Raw genomic sequence first — 16,107 nt, forward strand, 5'->3', positions numbered from 1 at the left:
AGCCTTCCAGACGGTGCGTAAGCGCAACATAGCAAGCACATAATAATCCACATAAAACCAGCTTTTGCCTGCTAGACTCATAAAAAACTGACTTGGAGCAACATCTTATGAGAGCCGCTATCCTGTTTATTTTATTTACTTTTAGTAGCCAGTTATTGGCAGAAACGGACACAGCTAAAATCAATAAACTGTTCGACAGCTACATGAGTAAATACAACCATTATCTGCAAACTGGTGATTTACCAACCAGTCCTCAACTGTACACAGATACGCTTATGTTAATGTCATCAAGTTCAAAGCCGAGCGTGATCACACAAACGCAAATGAATAAACAGGTGCAAGTATTCTTAACACGCCTGAAGGAAGAAGGTGTCAGTCACGTAAAGTGGAGCAAGGTCAGTATTCATTTTCTTGATAAAAATATTGCGTTAGTAAGCAACATTGCTGAGCGATACACCCAATCAGGCGCACTTTTTAATAAAGTAGGCGCAAGCTATTACGTCTATTTAGTTGATGGTGAATGGAAAATATCTGCGTTCGCTGTACATGATGCGAAAAACACTTTACTTTAATTGCATCTAAACTTTGGTGTTGTAGGCATGGAAAACTGGGATGACTTTCAATTACTGCTTGCATTAAAGCGTGCCAATACACTCAGAGGTGCGGCCAAAGTTCTAGGCGTAAACCACACGACGGTATCTCGTAGGCTACATGCTTTAAATCAACGCTTTAGTCTTGATATATGCATGCTTTCGCAAGGCAAAGTCTCGTTTTCTGAATTGGGACTGCAGCTGCTCAGTGCCGCTGAAAACATGGAAGCCTGCCTTGCCCCTCACTTAAGCCAAATTAACACTTCAGTTAAGCAGTTAAAACAACAAATAAACTTATCTATTCCCCCAGCGATTTTGCAGTTTGTCTTGTTAGACGAATTACATGAATTTCAGCAGAACAATCCTTTTCTCACACTGTCGATTAATACTACCTATGCACTTTCCGATCTAGAGAAATCAGAAGCCGATGTCGTGATCCGAGCTTCTCACGTTCCGGATGAGCACTTAGTTGGTCACCGGCTATTTCCGATTTCACTTGGTTACTTCATGCATAAAGACTATCTCGATAAACGCACGAGTGAAAGCGTTTCTTGGATAACCGCCGGCGTAGCAGAAAGACCGACTTGGCTACTTGATACGCCCTATCCAACCGCCCCAGTTTCTCTATCAATTGAAGATTTGGTGCTGCGTCATCAGGCTGCATCCGAAGGGCTTGGTATGATCAGAGGGGCGCACTATATTGCAAGGCATTTCCCTAATTTAATTGAATTTGCACCAGCGAGTGAGCACTATGCAGATTTATGGATCTTGACCCATCCAACAAAAAAATCCTTACCCAACGTCAAGCGGCTCATCAGCTTTTTACTTAAGACTATGCGCAGTAAACACATACTGATCGACTGCGCAAAATAACATTCGCCACGTTAGTTTAGAGCCTGTCCATTTTAATCAGCTAACCATTTATACATAATATAGCTATCAACCAAGCCCAATATCCTGTGTTTATATGCCTTGGGAATAGTGCCCACAATGGTAAAACCAAGCTTTTGCCATAATTTAATCGCCAGTTCATTGGTCGATACCACACTATTAAATTGCATGGCTTCGAACCCCAGCGCTAACGCTTGTTGCTGGGAATGTTCACACATCAGCCGTGCAATTCCTTTACCACGAGCCAAACTCGACACCATGTAACCACAGTTACATATGTGGCTACTCGGACCCATCGCATTTTGTCGCAAATAATAGCTGCCAAGTACTTGCCCATTTTCAACATATGCAAAAGCTTTGAGAGGCGTTTCGCACCAAAGTAAAAATGCCTGCTCCATACTCATATTTGAGTCAAATGCATACGTTTCTTGCGCTTGGATCACTTCTGAAAATGTTGGCCAAAATGACTCAAAATCATTCCGAGTTATCTCTCTTATCATCCCATTTCCTCTAAACGTCATACCTGATAGCAATTAACCCAATTCTTGAAAATATACTCATTCTACTAACCTCACACCACTTTTGTTTTAGGGAGCCTGAGACGAATACTTGTCGAATCGTTAGTTTTTCACGCTAATAGCTACTGACTTACCACTCCTGTAATGCACTGTAACTTTCTGTAATGTATTAAGCCTTTTTCAAAGCCTAGTATGAAACAGTATATTGATGAGAAACCACTCATCAAAAGGATATTTATCTTTCTTGTGAGGTTGTTATGTGTACTAGAGCTTTTAATAACTGGAATAGAGCATATTTGGCTACTGCCAGAAATATGGACTGGATGTTTATATTACCTACCAGCTTGTTTGTACTTGAAAAAGGACTAAAAAAATCGGGGCTTGAGCCTGTTTCGGAGCTAGAGGCAATAGCAAGTGAGAAAACTCGCAACCCACTTACGTGGACATCTTCCTATAGTAGTGTGGTCGCTATGGTTGGAGATGATTGCAGCGGCTGGGCAGCCTCCGATGGCATGAACTCTATGGGGCTTGTCGCAAATGTATTGTACGACTCAGGCGCGACGTACGGTAAATCAGCATGCAAAAGTAAAAAGCAGCTGAGCGTCCTGAGATGGTTGCAATATGTGTTAGATAAATTTGTACTCGTCAAGGAAGTCGTTGACGTATTCAGCAAACAAGAAATTCAGGTCGTTGGTGCAGAAGTACCTAACAGCGAAGGTAAAACCGCAGCATTGCATTTAATAGTGTCGGATATCAGTGGCGATTCAGCCATTATCGAAGTTGAGAATGGGGTTTTTAAGATCCATCACAGCGCTGACTATCGCGTAGTTACCAATGAACCAAGTTATGAAGATCAGCTAAGGATTAATGATTATTGGCTGTGGCAATGGAGTGATAAAAACAATCAGCCGAGCCATACGATCCCTGGCGGTCCATACTCAACCGATAGATTCGAGCGCGCTGCGTTTTATCTTAATCACTTAGATTTACCAAACGATGAGCATGATGCCCTTGCACAGGCTCGCTCGGTTGCTGCAAGTGCATCAGTACCCCTTGGCTATAATTTTACAAGCAGTGCCAGCCCAAATATATCTAATACCTTGTGGACAACCGTTGCAGCGCATAGGAGCCAAACCTATTACTTTTGCAATGCCCGCACGCCTCATGTTGCTTGGGTGGAATTGACAAACTTTAACTTTGAATCGCCAGTCAGTGCCTTCACACTGATAAGCGAAGAGCCATCTGGGGAGTACATCAATAGCACCAGAAATGGCAAGTTAAACAAGCATTTTGAACCAACCGAAGATCCGTTCAAAAAGTAAGATTAGCAGAGCTTCTGAGCCAAACACGCTATAGTTCGTTTTGGCTCAAAAGCACTTAATTTACCGCCATATTCACAGCCATCACTAACAACAGCACCGCAAATACCTTTTTAATCGTGGCAACAGGCAAGTGATGCGTGGCTTTAGCCCCCATTGGAGCGGTGAACCAAGACGTGCACACAATTCCTAACAGGGCTGGCAAATAAACAAATCCGGCGAAACCATCCGAAAGTGCAAAGTGCGCACTGCCCGAGCTAATGTAGCCAACGGAACCAAAGAGCGCGATAACAATGCCACATGCAGAAGCGCATCCTATGGCCTTTTTCATATCAACAGAGAAAAACGTCAACAGCGGTACCAAAAGCGCTCCACCGCCAATGCCTATCATGGCAGATAAACCACCGGTGATCGTCGTTAATACCGTAAGTATGCCTTTATTTGGCAGCTGCCTTTGGGTTGTGCTCTCATTTTTGCTGCTATAAAACATTTTTATTGCTATCAATACCACGCTTACTGCAAATACAATACGCACTGCGTTTTCGGGTAATAGCGCAGCCAAAAAACCACTGATAAGCGCGCCTAATGCAACGCCCGTCATTATCCACGGCGCTACATCCCAAGGTACATTGCCATTTTTATGATGCGCGATTGCCGATGAGGTAGAAGTAAATAAAATGGATGCCAGCGATGTCGCTACGGCGGCTATCACCACTTGCTCCGGTGGTAACATGTTAAAATACAGTAAAATACTGCTAAGCACCGGAACAATAACCAGCCCACCGCCAATACCTAACAACCCGGCTAAAAAGCCGACAACACTACCGAGTAGTGCACAATACACAAACAACAATATCAACTCACTCATTCCACTTATCTCTTCTTTTAATTGAGGCGCAATCACCTAAGTGAGCAATATCGGCGTTGCTTTTAGCCTTTCTGCCACCTAAGCGCTGGCGAGTATAACAACATAACGCTTTGCCATTGGTGCTTTTAACTTGGATAAGCCTTGAATATTCCTCACGTTTTACTTGAAACAAATGCAATTTAGACATTTAGCAGTCTAGACTCTCGGATTTCCAAAGGGTTTCACTCTACAATTGCTCATATTTCCTGCACATGTGACTCAATAAGCGGCATCTATTTTTGTAACTCATGAATCAGACTCATGTTTTATGTGAAATAAAACCGTTTTTCTTCATCTTGTGATCCACGTATAAATCTCACATCACTTAATGTTCGGCACTCTCACTGCGTCCCCGTGGATATCTGTTTATCGCTGTGAAACGTAATTGCCGAGCGCGTCAGCATTAGAATTGGATACCTGAAGAACATGAATAACGAGTTTACTTTCACTATTAAGAGCATTCGTCTTGACGAGAATTACCATCCGTCAAACAGCACGCGGATCACCACTAACTTTGCTAACTTGGCAAGAGGCGAAAGCCGCCAGCAAAACTTACGCAATGCCTTAAAGATGATTGATAATCGCTTTAACGCATTGGCTAACTGGGATAACCCAAAAGGCGACCGTTATTCTGTTGAGCTTGAGATAGTCTCAGTTGATATGGATATTGCAGGCAGTGGACAAACTTTCCCGTCAATTGAGGTGTTAAAAACCAATATTGTTGACCACAAAACCAATGAACGCATTGAGGGAATTGTTGGTAACAACTTCTCATCTTACGTACGTGACTATGATTTTAGCGTGCTATTGCTTGATCATAATAAAGATCAACCTAAATTCAGCATCCCAGCTAACTTTGGCGACTTACACGGTAAGCTATTTAAATACTTTGTCGATTCAGAAGCTTACAAGAGTCACTTTAGTAAGCCACCGGTGATTTGCCTAAGTGTATCGGATAACAAAATCTATCACCGCACTGAAAATCAGCACCCTGTGCTTGGCTTTGAATATCAGCCAAATGAGTCATCATTAACTGAGCAATATTTCAAAAAGATGGGCTTACAGGTGCGCTACTTTATGCCACCAAATAGCGTTGCACCTTTGGCTTTTTACTTCTTTGGTGACTTACTGAATGACTACACCAATCTGGAGTTGATCAGCACCATCAGCACTATGGAAACATTCCAAAAGATCTACCGCCCTGAGATTTACAACGCCAATGCGGTTGCAGGCAAGTGCTATCAGCCAAACTTGAAAAACCTAGATCACTCATTAACGCAGATTGTTTATGACCGCGAAGAGCGCAGCCAGTTGGCGATTGCACAAGGTCGATTTGCCGAAGAGCATTTTATCAAGCCTTACCAAACCGTGCTTGAACAGTGGTCTGCAAATTACGCTTTATAATCAACGGGAATATGGAACAGCATTTATTATGAAAACACTATTACCAACGTCTACTGCTGGCAGTTTACCTAAGCCCGCTTGGCTTGCTCAGCCAGAAACCCTGTGGTCACCTTGGAAACTAGAGGGCGACGAGCTTACTGATGGCAAAAACGATGCGCTACGTATTGCTTTGCAAGAGCAACAACTTGCAGGGATTGATATCGTGAGTGACGGCGAGCAAACCCGTCAACACTTTGTAACCACTTTTATTGAACACCTAAGCGGTGTGGACTTTGAGAAGCGTCAAACGGTAAAAATTCGCGACCGTTATGATGCCAGTGTTCCGACCGTGGTTGGCCCAGTATCTCGCCAAAAGCCAGTTTTTGTTGAAGATGCCAAATTTTTACGCAGCCAAACAGACAAACCTATCAAATGGGCATTGCCAGGTCCTATGACGATGATAGATACGCTGTATGATGACCACTACAAAAGCCGTGAAAAGCTAGCGTGGGAATTTGCGAAAATCCTTAACCAAGAAGCCAAAGAGCTGGAAGCCGCTGGAGTCGATATCATTCAATTCGACGAACCAGCGTTTAATGTATTTTTTGATGAGGTCAACGACTGGGGCATTGCGGCGCTTGAACGCGCTATTGAAGGACTCAAATGCGAAACCGCAGTGCATATCTGCTACGGCTACGGTATTAAAGCCAACACCGACTGGAAAAAAACCTTAGGCTCAGAATGGCGTCAATATGAAGAGGCGTTTCCTAAGCTACAAAAATCCAATATCGATATCATCTCTTTAGAGTGCCATAACTCTCACGTGCCCATCGACTTGTTAGCGTTGATCCGTGGTAAAAAAGTGATGGTTGGTGCGATTGATGTTGCAACCAACACTATCGAAACACCAGAAGAAGTTGCCAACACGCTACGTAAAGCCCTTGAGTTTGTTGACGCCGACAAACTCTACCCATGCACTAACTGCGGCATGGCGCCACTTTCTCGTGAAGTGGCAAGAGGTAAACTAGCCGCATTGAGCGCAGGGGCAGAACTTGTGCGCCAAGAGCTATTAGCCAAAAAATCAGCTTAATCAAGCTTGGTTAATCATAACGCTAGCAGCTAAATAAAACTTAAATTATGTGCCGCCTTCAAGGAATGATAGCGGCGCAGCTTTAGCGGCTTGCCATTATTGATGAACACTCATTTTTTCAGATAACTTACGCACAGATAACTTACGGACACTCACTTCAAACATCCGCAACTTTCATCCGATTTCACACAAAAAACGGCCACTCATTCCTATTCTATTTGACACATCGAGTTTTTATTTCGTTCTATCGCGTATTAGGTGACATTGAATTGCACCTGAATAACTATGTAGCCCTGAATAAAAATTATATAGAGGGTGGCATTATGCCTTTTGGATTGAAACGGACGCTCATTTGCACTTTACTGGCTTGCGCTGCATTGCCAACAGTCGCACAGACTGAGGTGGGATTACAGGCTAAAGACATTTTTGAGCTGGAATATGCAAACGACCCGCAAATATCACCAGATGGTACTCAGGTGGTATATGTGCGTAACAGCAATGATGTAATGAAGGATGCTAAGCGACAAAACCTGTGGCTGGTCGATACTAAGTCAGGCGCACAATCACCACTCTTTTCTGATGAAAACAATTACAGTCAACCTCGTTGGTCGCCAGATGGTAGCAAAATCGCCTTTGTGAGCAATGTATCCGGTAGCACACAAATTCATGTACATTATCTTACTCAAAACCGTACGGCACTACTTACACAGTTGCAATCTGGGATCAGTGGCTTAACTTGGTCACCAGATGGCAAATGGCTGGCTTTTAGCCAAAAGGTTGCTGAAAAGCCTGCGGTCATCGCCAAAATGCCAGAAAAACCAAAAGGCGCGAAGTGGTCCGACTCTGCCATTGTTATCGACAAAGCTTACTACCAAGCAGATGGCCGAGGTCTTATCAAACCCGGCTATCGTCAGATCTTCGTGTTACCGAGTGAAGGCGGCACTCCACGCCAATTAACCTCAGGTAATTACCACCATAGTGGGAAACTCGCGTGGCGAGCAGACGCACAGGCGATTGTGTTTTCAGCAAACCGCATTGCAGACTGGGAATACAAGCGCCTAGAGGGCGACTTATTCGAAGTTGATTTTAACCGTAATATCACCCAGCTTACATCTGCTCCTGGTCGTGAGTACGCACCTAGCTTTTCCGAAAATGGTAAACAGCTGGCTTACCTTAGTGCATCGAACGCGCTAAACCCTTACCGTAATAGCAAACTGAATATTATGGACTGGCAGGACAAAACCTCTCACATGATTGCCAAAGACTTCGACCGCTCAATCCAAGACCCAACTTGGATTGGCAGTGATAGACTGGCGATGACTTACGATGACCACGGCAAGCGAAAGCTCGCGAGCATCACCACAAAAGACAAAATTACCGACATCACAGATACGCTCTCAGGCACAACCCTTGGTCGTCCTTATCTAAGCGGTGAATTTAGTGCTAACTTTGATGGGGAAATTGCCTTTACGCAAGGGTCGAGTGAGCGCCCTGCAGACATCGCTATCACAACAAGAAAAGGCAAAGTAACGCAATTAACCCGCCTTAACGAAGACCTACTTGCACATAAAACTCTTGGTAAAGTGCATGAGATCACGTATAGCTCATCGTTCGACGGGGAAAAAATTCAGGGCTGGTATATTACGCCACCAAATTTTGACCCGAAAAAACAATATCCGTTACTACTAGAAATTCACGGTGGCCCACACTTAGCCTACGGCCCCCATTTCTCAGCAGAATTACAGCGTTATGCCGCTGAAGGTTATGTGGTATTTTACGACAATCACAGAGGCAGCAGCTCTTACGGCGAGCGCTTTGCAATGTTGCTCAAGTACAAATACAGCTCGAAAGAAGACTTTGCCGATCATAACTCAGGGGTAGACGCTATGCTTGAGAAAGGCTTTATCGACAAAGATAATCTGTTTATTGCTGGCGGCTCTGCAGGTGGTATCGCAACAGCCTACGCGATTGGCTTAACGAACCGTTTTAACGCCGCTGTTGTCGTAAAGCCTGTGATCAACTGGCTGAGTAAAGTGCTTACCGCTGACAGTGGTCTTGGTCAAATTCCAACGCAATTCCCGGGCATGCCATGGGAGCATATGGAACACTATTGGCAGCGCTCACCGCTTTCGCTCGTTGGCAACGTAACCACACCAACCATGCTAATGACGGGTGAAGAAGACTTGCGCACGCCAATGGCCGAAACCGAGCAGTTCTACCAAGCACTTAAGCTACGTAAAATTGACTCTGTACTGGTCAAAATTCCAGGTGCGCCACATGGAATTGCAGGCCGTCCTTCTCGGATGATCAGCAAAATCGAGCACACGCTCGCTTGGTTTGAAAAGTACAAGAAGTAAGGAAAAAAGCCGCGTAAAGCGGCTTTTTTCATAAATCGACTCGTTTTTAATCTGAAGTTTATAAAAGTAGCGAACTCACTACTTTTAAAGTTCGCATTTAAAGTTAGCTTTAAAACACCACCTCGCCTCGCTTGAAGCTTCCGCTAACGGTTATCTCACCGACTAAAATCCCACGCAATCAAGGCGATTATATCTATTTGATCCTATACTCACATTGGCGCTTGTGTGGTTGTAAAACAGACAAAGTAACTGGATTGGTATAAGCGCACATTTGTTTGATTATTTATGGTTTTTTATCGTTTTACTTAGAATAAGCAACTCGAGAAGGTAGACTACGATGGCGCGGTTCCAGATCCCCAGCGAACAAATCGGATCAATTCCTCGAAACCCCTGTTTAATAAGCGCTTACAGGGACTATAAGCAAGGAAAGATAAGTTACGCGGTTTTAAACGAAATTGCAGAGCACGAAACACAACAAGTGATAAAAGAGCTCGAAGCGATTGGCTGTCAGGTCGTCAGTGATGGCGAGCAAAGAAAGTTTGATGGTTTTGCTCACTATTGCTTACACGATTCACCTTGCTACTCAGATCAGGGCTTGCTCGTTGATTTTAACGATGGTCACTCTCGGGTCTTTGCGCCACACCTTAAAGTACCGCCATTTCGCTATCAACATACGGCGGATGAATTTCTCGCTTTCGCACTCAAACACGCAACTGTGCCCGTCAAACAAGCCGTTATTTCTCCTTCAATGTTGAGCTTAGTTTATCCATCTCACGGGATTGAAAATTACGATCACGAAAGTTTTATCAGTGATTTGATAACTGAGCATGTTGGCGAAGTAAAACGCTGCTTAGCACTGGGTGCACACAAAGTACAAATTGACTTTACAGAAGCGAGGCTGTCTTTAAAACTAGACCCGTCAGGTCAGACCCTCAAGTCCTTTGTTGAGCTAATCAATAAATGTCTCGCCCAATTTAGTGATAGCGAAAGGCAACGAATTGGTATTCATACCTGTCCGGGTGCTGATATTGATGCAACCCATAGCGCCGACATTGACTATAAATATCTGCTGCCCACGCTTTTCGACATTAATGCAGGAAGCTTCTACGTTGCACTTAGAGGTGAAGAGAACCCCAAGAAAACCCTGAAGCTGATAGGCAGCATCCTCAAGCCCTTCCAACGTGTATTTATTGGTGTGATTAACCCGAACAGTCGCGAAATTGAGAGCCCTGGATCCGTACGAGATCTGGTGTTACTGGCGAGTGAATTTATTCCTATTCCACAGCTAGGCACTTGTGATGATTGCGGTTTTTCGCCATTCGCCGATGATAGTTCAACAACCAGAGAAATAGTATATGAAAAAATAAAATCGCGACTAGTCGGCACACAAATGGCCGAAGAAGCACTCAATACACGTGCGCAGAAAAATTGAATTAGCCAATGGGTTATGCATGAGCGAAGTATTTCCACCTAAATCAGATGACGCAGATCTAATTGCTAAACTTGAAGATGAAGTGCTGGCATTAGAAATAGAAAACCACAAGCTGCAACAAAGGTTACGTGAGAACGAATACGATAGAAAAGCTCTGCTGGATATTCAAAAGCTTGCTAATGTCGGTACGTGGCGGCTTAACCACCTAACCTACAGCGTTAAAATGAGCGATAAACTTGCTGCAATGCTCGGTATTGATGGCGAAGCCATTACACAGTGGGACGACTTTATCAATGCACTAGATCCAAGCGCCGAGCTAGCAATAAAACAGCAGCTCCACAATGTTTTTGTTCACGGTGGAAGCACCACATTTGAGCATGTTGTAACTAGAGCTGACGGCTCCACACTTTATGTAAGACACCACTGTGAAACGCTACTAAACGGCATTGGTCAGCCCCTTAATTCAATTGGCCTGATGCTGGATGTCACACAAGATAAAGTCAAGGCCGCACAATTGGAAGTGCTATCGAATAAGGATGAACTCACCAATTTATACAATCGTAGGAAAATGAATCAGGCACTACACGAGGAAACGGCAGAGTGTTTAACTAACGGGCTCCCCCTCAGTACGATTATTCTGGACTTGGATCTGTTTAAGCAAGTAAACGATAGGTTTGGCCATCATATCGGCGATGAAGTGCTGATGCGTGTGTCGCAGGAAATTCAAAATAGTCTAAGGTCAACGGACATCGCATCTCGTTGGGGCGGTGAAGAGTTTCTTATCTTATGCCCCAACACTAGTCTTAATGATGCACAGAAAGTAGCTGAGCGGATCCGTAAAGCGATTGAAGCCATTCAATTGTCCTGCCCACACAAGATCACTGCCAGTTTTGGAGTAGGCAGTTTACAAGATGGGCAAGACCTATCAGAGATGCTAAAGCGAGTTGACTCTGCCCTATACCAAGCAAAAAAGGCGGGTAGAAACTGCATACGCGTAGAGACTGAATGACGCAAATGCAGATTTAATCATGCTATATCTAGCATCATGTTATCGTTTTCTGTTAAAAACTTCCTTTGAACCCTTAACAGATGGAAGCAAGAGCTTATCGTTGATTACGCACACTTCATGCGTTTGGATATTCAAAGGTATTCTTGGATCCTCAAGTTGAAGTTTGTAGCATTGGCCACTGTCCGAAACAGAAATAATTGAATATGGAGTATGAGTTGGCACTCTGCCGCGAATAAACCCTGAATATATATTTTCGGTTATGATTATTTCTGCTGGTTTTAATATTGATGAGAATTCTTTGACTTCGGCTTCTGTCATTGCTGAATTTTTAAAGCTCTCAATCGTTTCATGTTTACTAAATATCCAATGCCCAATAAAGGCGTAATTCATATTTTGCTCATGAGCGATGCACCCAAACGATGAAAAAATGTAAGCTATGATCCCTAGAAAGAATCTTTTCATTAACTTTTACCTTAAATTATGATGAGCCTGTAGAATTGCTCTTTTTTATATATTTTTCATTACATTACCGACCTTAGCCGAGTTCATGATTTGATTCAATTCTTGACTCTAAACATTACGGTCATTATTTTGCAGTGTTTTGTAACACTATAAACTTGGTTTCTCTGGTGTTTTGCAGCTTGCACTACACAACTAAATCAGGCTATACACTATCGCTTTTTATTCACAGATAATTGGTAATGCATTGTCTCCTAATTTGGCATTCGTTCGAGAAGAACATAAACACAAAAGCTGAAATCTAGCCAAAATAGTTAAATCCAACCGCATTCCAAATCCAAAATGCATAAATAAAACTCAAGCAACTCAGTGTAAAAATCAAATAGTGTATTTTATAAAACCAATGCAAATCACTCATGCGCAACATGACTGGAAGGCTTAGCACTTTCAAAAAGGTCGTGAGAACGATTGCTATCACCAAAGACAGTAGCAGCTTTACCTCTATGGTGGGAAAGCTTGCGTGAAATTGATATTCATCGAACACAATATCGGCATTCATTAAAACAAAGCCCAGCACTGCTGCAAGTATCATACTTGAACTAAAAAATGCCAGCTTTTCAACTACGCCAAGCCTTTTGCTTTTACGAGCTCGAACAAAACTGAACAGCAAAGTGGATAGCGATAACAACGAAGATATCGCCAACGCCAAGTTGAAGAAAAGTGGGCTTTGTAAGAAGCTTACTCGTTCATAATCGCCAGACCACATACTCGCCGAAAAACGATTTACCTTCCCTGTCCCATCGCGATAAAAGTAAAAAATAGGCGCGTCTCGAGCTCCGGCTTGAAAGACGTCCGCTTCAAGGTGCTCCAGTTTTATTTTATTCCCTGCAACCATCATAACTAACCTATTTTGATCATCAATGGCTATCTCAGCCGCCGCATCTAATGCGGCCAGTTTTTCCAGTTGAGTATACGAACGACGAGTACTCAGAAATGTTCCCGTATAATCTTCAAGGTTTGCTTGGCTAACTTGCTGTTTTAAAACTTGCGTGTAGATGTTTGCTTGGGAAGATGTGCTGAGCTGCGACGGCTTTACAAGACTTATCGGCTTGTTTCGATAAAATTTATTAAATATCGCAGTCGGTAAAGCCTCAACAAAGTGTGCCCCGCTTCCCATAACGTTAGTTGAAACAAAAATACCTAATTGAACTTCAGGAAAGATCATCATGTTGGCGGCAAACGTATGTGTGGCACCAGAGTGATGACGCTGCTCATAGCCCTTAAGCTTGCCATTAAACATGCCATGAGCAATCCCTGTCGCCAGCGGTCTATCGTCGTAAAGTCGATGTATCATTGTTTTTTGGGTAGTTGGCTGCACGAACAGGTTGTTATCACCCATCAGAGCTGACATATAAAGCGCCATGTCATGTGCAGTTGCAGAAATGGCCCCCGCACCACCTACATGCCCAATAAATTCAAAAGGTTTGGCGATATTATTGCCTTGTCTATCCCTAAAATACCCCGTTGCAAGCTGTTGTTGTAGCTCAGGCTTCATCGCTGTTAAGGCAGCACTGGTTTTTACTGGCTCTCGTAATGTCGTGTTTTGCATACCCAGTACAGAAAAAATATGTTGCTCCATATAAGTCGCTAAATCCATACCCGACTGCAACTCGACCAGATAACCAAGCAAAGCAAAACCATAGTTGGAATAGGATACATTAACACCCGGTGGCCAAATTCTCTTGGGCATATGTGTTGCGAGATATCGCTCTGTACTGAGCATTTCTGAGGCATTTTCAACGAACAAGTTACCGGCATCCGCTTCTTCAAAACCCGCCCGATGACTTAATAGGGCACGGATTGTAATAGGCGCTTCAAAGGTGTCAGGTATTTTAAATTCGCTCAGATATTCATTTACATCAGTATCTATAGATAGTTTACCCTGCTCCACCAGCTGCATTACTGCAAGTGCAGTCATTGTTTTGGTGATAGAACCGATGCGAAATAGTGTTTTATTCGGTTTAACCATAGCTTGGCTGTATACATCAGCAAATCCATAGCCTTTGAGTAATACAATTTCACCGTCTTTGACGATAGTAACCGCAGCTCCTGGCAGATTATATTGCACCCTTGCTTTTTTGACCCAGTCATCAACATAAGTCCGTAGTCCTTTTAAATCTGGATTTTCCAAGGACGCTTGTACATCGCTAACTGCGCTATCACGCAACAGCTGTGGGCTGTTATCACCCCACGCTTTCGCGTTAAAAAATATGCCGATCGCGACAGTTAACATCAAGGCTTTTAGAACAAGTGTAATATCAACAAACTTCGTTTTCATATTAGCTTCACATCCCTTTATTTGTAATGCGCATCAGTGGGGCTCAAAGAGGTATACAGGAGCCCCTTCGTCAAAAACTAGGTTTCTTTGAGTATTTGGAACTTCAATATCGACTAAGAGTTAGCGGTATTATCAGTTTTACCTTCGCGCTCCACCGTGCCAATCATACTCACCACTTTCTTAGATACTGCTTCAAGCTGCCTAGAAGTAGTTGCACCAAAAATGCCTTCGATAAACTCAGATCGAGTATCTAGTATCGACTCACCAACGACCTCGTTAGTGTCAGTGTTTATTAGCTTTACATTGAGCTTCAGCTCGGCATCACCCGCCATTACACCTACCATAAAGCGGCCAAACCCAGACACATAACGAAAGTGCTCGATGGTGATCTCGACTGATAAAGGTGCTTGAGCTGCACTTCCAGACTCAACAATACTGCCATTAAAGTCTTTGGCTATTAGCGCTTTTAGCTCATTAATGCTGTTAGAAAGTGACTTACTTTTAGAAACTGAGTGCGATGAAGTAATATCCAAAAATACACTTTGTGGCGTCTTCCCTACAGCTCTATTCGCTGTTTTACTTGTCTCTTGAATGTGGGCGGCGCAGCCACTGAAAATAAGCACTGAGATTATTACGGCAAATATTTTAAGATGTTTCATTAGGGGTAAATTTCCGACCTTCAATATATATTCGGTTAACGGCATGCTAACCTTCGTTGGCAGCTATGGTATCAAATATTTTCCCGTAATAGGTAAGCAGTTGAATCACCTCTGCTCTTTGGCTTTGCATCTATTATGATTTATTTGATAGGTTTAATGACCAAAGCCCGGGTTAACTAAGTTTCCTTGTGAAGAGTATTAAGCAAACTCCGAAGTGGATACATCAGCAATTTCGTTCAAGTTTTTTATTGATAGTTTGAATATATTGACTTGGTAGTTTTGCAAAAGTGCTCAAACAGAAGGAGGGAGTGTGAGTAAAAATAATCACTTTATATATACCCATAGCGCTCAGCAGGATGATGTGTCCATGCTGAGCGCAACCATGAGTGATTTCACCTACACCAAACATGCTCATGAAGAGTACTCGATCGGGCTCACTCTAAAAGGCAGACAAGACTTTTTCTGTCGCAGTGCTTTTTATAAAAGTCAGCCTGGCTGCGTAATGCTTTTCAATCCCGAAGATATCCATGACGGTCATTCTGGGGGCGAACACAGCTTAGAATATGTGATGCTTTACGTGCACCCAAGAGAATTGCAACCACTGTTTCGCTCTCTTGGTTATAAACAAGAAACAGTACTAAGACTTAACGACACCTTGTTCAATGACCCACTGTTGCGCTATCAAGTTCTTACCATATCTCAGCAACTTTTGGGACGATCCTACTCCAAAATTGAGCACGAAGCCGCTTTGTTTCAGTTGGCTCAATCATTGGTTCGTTTGCATGGCTGTTTAGAGTTACCACTTCGTAAAACAAGGGCTGAAATTTTAGTACTAAGAGCTAAAGACTATATCTTGGCTAATCTTGCCAACGATATTTCGGTTGATGACATCGCTGATGTCGCCAATATGTCTAAATATCACTTTATTCGAGCTTTTCGAGAACACTTTTGCATAACTCCACACCAGTATGTTTTGAATTGTCGTATCAACTATGCTCGCAAACAGCTACTTGTAGGCCGTAGCGCCACCACCGCAGCGGTAGAGTCCGGCTTTGCTGATGCCAGTCACTTAAATCGTAACTTTAAACGCGTATTTGGCATGACACCAAAACAATTTCAGTTGCAGTTGGGCCGCTAGCTTAGCTCGTCGACTGC

The 16,107-nt window shown here is 43.2% G+C and carries 15 protein-coding genes; 9 read left to right on the forward strand and 6 right to left on the reverse strand.

The genetic code is table 11. The features are described 5' to 3' along the window. The first annotated feature begins 107 nt into the window (after positions 1 to 107). Both MHN30_RS11395 and MHN30_RS11400 read left to right on the forward strand, forming a co-directional pair. Positions 108 to 572, forward strand: a complete 465-nt coding sequence (locus tag MHN30_RS11395; protein WP_239359657.1) for a hypothetical protein — start codon at positions 108 to 110, stop codon at positions 570 to 572. A gap of 27 nt (positions 573 to 599) precedes the next feature. Continuing rightward, entirely contained in the window at positions 600 to 1,463 is an 864-nt protein-coding gene (locus MHN30_RS11400; RefSeq protein ID WP_239359659.1) for a LysR family transcriptional regulator, read from the forward strand. 32 nt (positions 1,464 to 1,495) lie between these two features. On the opposite strand, the gene MHN30_RS11405 is transcribed toward MHN30_RS11400, so the two are convergent. After that, positions 1,496 to 1,981, reverse strand: a complete 486-nt coding sequence (locus tag MHN30_RS11405) for a GNAT family N-acetyltransferase (RefSeq protein ID WP_239359661.1) — start codon at positions 1,979 to 1,981, stop codon at positions 1,496 to 1,498. A 275-nt stretch (positions 1,982 to 2,256) separates the two neighbouring features. On the opposite strand from MHN30_RS11405, the gene MHN30_RS11410 reads away from it, so the two are divergent. Beyond that, a complete protein-coding gene (locus MHN30_RS11410) occupies positions 2,257 to 3,321 on the forward strand; it encodes a linear amide C-N hydrolase (protein WP_275446625.1) in 1,065 nt (354 codons plus the stop codon). Between the two features lie 55 nt (positions 3,322 to 3,376). Here the strand turns inward: MHN30_RS11410 and MHN30_RS11415 are convergent, their stop codons facing one another. Further along, positions 3,377 to 4,186: a sulfite exporter TauE/SafE family protein gene (locus MHN30_RS11415; RefSeq protein ID WP_239359665.1), complete on the reverse strand. Its 810-nt coding sequence runs from the start codon at positions 4,184 to 4,186 to the stop codon at positions 3,377 to 3,379. Then, the gene (locus MHN30_RS11420; protein WP_239359667.1) at positions 4,179 to 4,373 is read right to left on the reverse strand and encodes a hypothetical protein; all 195 of its coding nucleotides are present in this window, start codon (positions 4,371 to 4,373) and stop codon (positions 4,179 to 4,181) included. Before MHN30_RS11420 ends, MHN30_RS11415 begins: the two co-directional genes overlap by 8 nt. Positions 4,374 to 4,651: 278 nt before the next feature. Between MHN30_RS11420 and MHN30_RS11425 the strand changes: the two genes are divergently transcribed. The 5 genes from MHN30_RS11425 (at position 4,652) to MHN30_RS11445 (ending at position 11,496) form a co-directional block, all read left to right on the forward strand. Next, positions 4,652 to 5,629, forward strand: coding sequence for a DUF1852 domain-containing protein (locus MHN30_RS11425; protein WP_039496432.1), 978 nt, complete (start codon positions 4,652 to 4,654; stop codon positions 5,627 to 5,629). 28 nt (positions 5,630 to 5,657) lie between these two features. Then, positions 5,658 to 6,698 carry a methionine synthase gene (locus tag MHN30_RS11430; RefSeq protein ID WP_239359669.1) on the forward strand — a complete coding sequence of 347 codons (1,041 nt, stop codon included), beginning with the start codon at positions 5,658 to 5,660 and terminating at the stop codon, positions 6,696 to 6,698. 323 nt (positions 6,699 to 7,021) lie between these two features. Beyond that, on the forward strand, positions 7,022 to 9,055 hold the full coding sequence (locus tag MHN30_RS11435; protein WP_239359671.1) for a S9 family peptidase: 2,034 nt from the start codon (positions 7,022 to 7,024) through the stop codon (positions 9,053 to 9,055). 337 nt (positions 9,056 to 9,392) lie between these two features. Then, positions 9,393 to 10,487, forward strand: a complete 1,095-nt coding sequence (locus tag MHN30_RS11440; RefSeq protein WP_211856655.1) for a 5-methyltetrahydropteroyltriglutamate--homocysteine methyltransferase — start codon at positions 9,393 to 9,395, stop codon at positions 10,485 to 10,487. Positions 10,488 to 10,506: 19 nt separating this feature from the next. Then, a complete protein-coding gene (locus tag MHN30_RS11445; RefSeq protein ID WP_239359673.1) occupies positions 10,507 to 11,496 on the forward strand; it encodes a GGDEF domain-containing protein in 990 nt (329 codons plus the stop codon). Positions 11,497 to 11,535: 39 nt separating this feature from the next. On the opposite strand, the gene MHN30_RS11450 is transcribed toward MHN30_RS11445, so the two are convergent. The 3 genes from MHN30_RS11450 to MHN30_RS11460 all read right to left on the reverse strand — a co-directional run bounded on the left by MHN30_RS11450 (position 11,536) and on the right by MHN30_RS11460 (position 14,952). Further along, complete coding sequence (locus MHN30_RS11450) at positions 11,536 to 11,958, reverse strand: hypothetical protein (RefSeq protein ID WP_130165776.1); 423 nt, start codon at positions 11,956 to 11,958, stop codon at positions 11,536 to 11,538. A gap of 298 nt (positions 11,959 to 12,256) precedes the next feature. Beyond that, a complete protein-coding gene (locus tag MHN30_RS11455; RefSeq protein WP_239359680.1) occupies positions 12,257 to 14,293 on the reverse strand; it encodes a serine hydrolase domain-containing protein in 2,037 nt (678 codons plus the stop codon). A 113-nt stretch (positions 14,294 to 14,406) separates the two neighbouring features. Continuing rightward, positions 14,407 to 14,952, reverse strand: coding sequence for a DUF4410 domain-containing protein (locus MHN30_RS11460; protein WP_239359681.1), 546 nt, complete (start codon positions 14,950 to 14,952; stop codon positions 14,407 to 14,409). A 310-nt stretch (positions 14,953 to 15,262) separates the two neighbouring features. Here MHN30_RS11460 and MHN30_RS11465 point away from each other — a divergent pair, with 310 nt between their 5' ends. Then, a complete protein-coding gene (locus MHN30_RS11465) occupies positions 15,263 to 16,090 on the forward strand; it encodes an AraC family transcriptional regulator (RefSeq protein ID WP_039496419.1) in 828 nt (275 codons plus the stop codon). Positions 16,091 to 16,107 lie beyond the last annotated feature (17 nt).

It is taken from the genome of Pseudoalteromonas sp. OF7H-1, from assembly GCF_022347825.1.
Lineage (GTDB): Bacteria > Pseudomonadota > Gammaproteobacteria > Enterobacterales > Alteromonadaceae > Pseudoalteromonas > Pseudoalteromonas maricaloris.

Excerpts from the sequence above, each read along its gene's own strand:
- MHN30_RS11400 (WP_239359659.1), top strand. The coding sequence starts at position 600 with ATGGAAAACTGGGATGACTTTCAATTACTGCTTGCATTAAAGCGTGCC.
- MHN30_RS11435 (WP_239359671.1), top strand. The coding sequence starts at position 7,022 with ATGCCTTTTGGATTGAAACGGACGCTCATTTGCACTTTACTGGCTTGC.
- MHN30_RS11445 (WP_239359673.1), top strand. The coding sequence starts at position 10,507 with ATGAGCGAAGTATTTCCACCTAAATCAGATGACGCAGATCTAATTGCT.
- MHN30_RS11440 (WP_211856655.1), top strand. The coding sequence starts at position 9,393 with ATGGCGCGGTTCCAGATCCCCAGCGAACAAATCGGATCAATTCCTCGA.
- MHN30_RS11455 (WP_239359680.1), bottom strand. The coding sequence starts at position 14,293 with ATGAAAACGAAGTTTGTTGATATTACACTTGTTCTAAAAGCCTTGATG.
- MHN30_RS11410 (WP_275446625.1), top strand. The coding sequence starts at position 2,257 with ATGTGTACTAGAGCTTTTAATAACTGGAATAGAGCATATTTGGCTACT.
- MHN30_RS11430 (WP_239359669.1), top strand. The coding sequence starts at position 5,658 with ATGAAAACACTATTACCAACGTCTACTGCTGGCAGTTTACCTAAGCCC.
- MHN30_RS11395 (WP_239359657.1), top strand. The coding sequence starts at position 108 with ATGAGAGCCGCTATCCTGTTTATTTTATTTACTTTTAGTAGCCAGTTA.
- MHN30_RS11460 (WP_239359681.1), bottom strand. The coding sequence starts at position 14,952 with ATGAAACATCTTAAAATATTTGCCGTAATAATCTCAGTGCTTATTTTC.
- MHN30_RS11425 (WP_039496432.1), top strand. The coding sequence starts at position 4,652 with ATGAATAACGAGTTTACTTTCACTATTAAGAGCATTCGTCTTGACGAG.
- MHN30_RS11450 (WP_130165776.1), bottom strand. The coding sequence starts at position 11,958 with ATGAAAAGATTCTTTCTAGGGATCATAGCTTACATTTTTTCATCGTTT.
- MHN30_RS11405 (WP_239359661.1), bottom strand. The coding sequence starts at position 1,981 with ATGATAAGAGAGATAACTCGGAATGATTTTGAGTCATTTTGGCCAACA.
- MHN30_RS11415 (WP_239359665.1), bottom strand. The coding sequence starts at position 4,186 with ATGAGTGAGTTGATATTGTTGTTTGTGTATTGTGCACTACTCGGTAGT.
- MHN30_RS11420 (WP_239359667.1), bottom strand. The coding sequence starts at position 4,373 with ATGTCTAAATTGCATTTGTTTCAAGTAAAACGTGAGGAATATTCAAGG.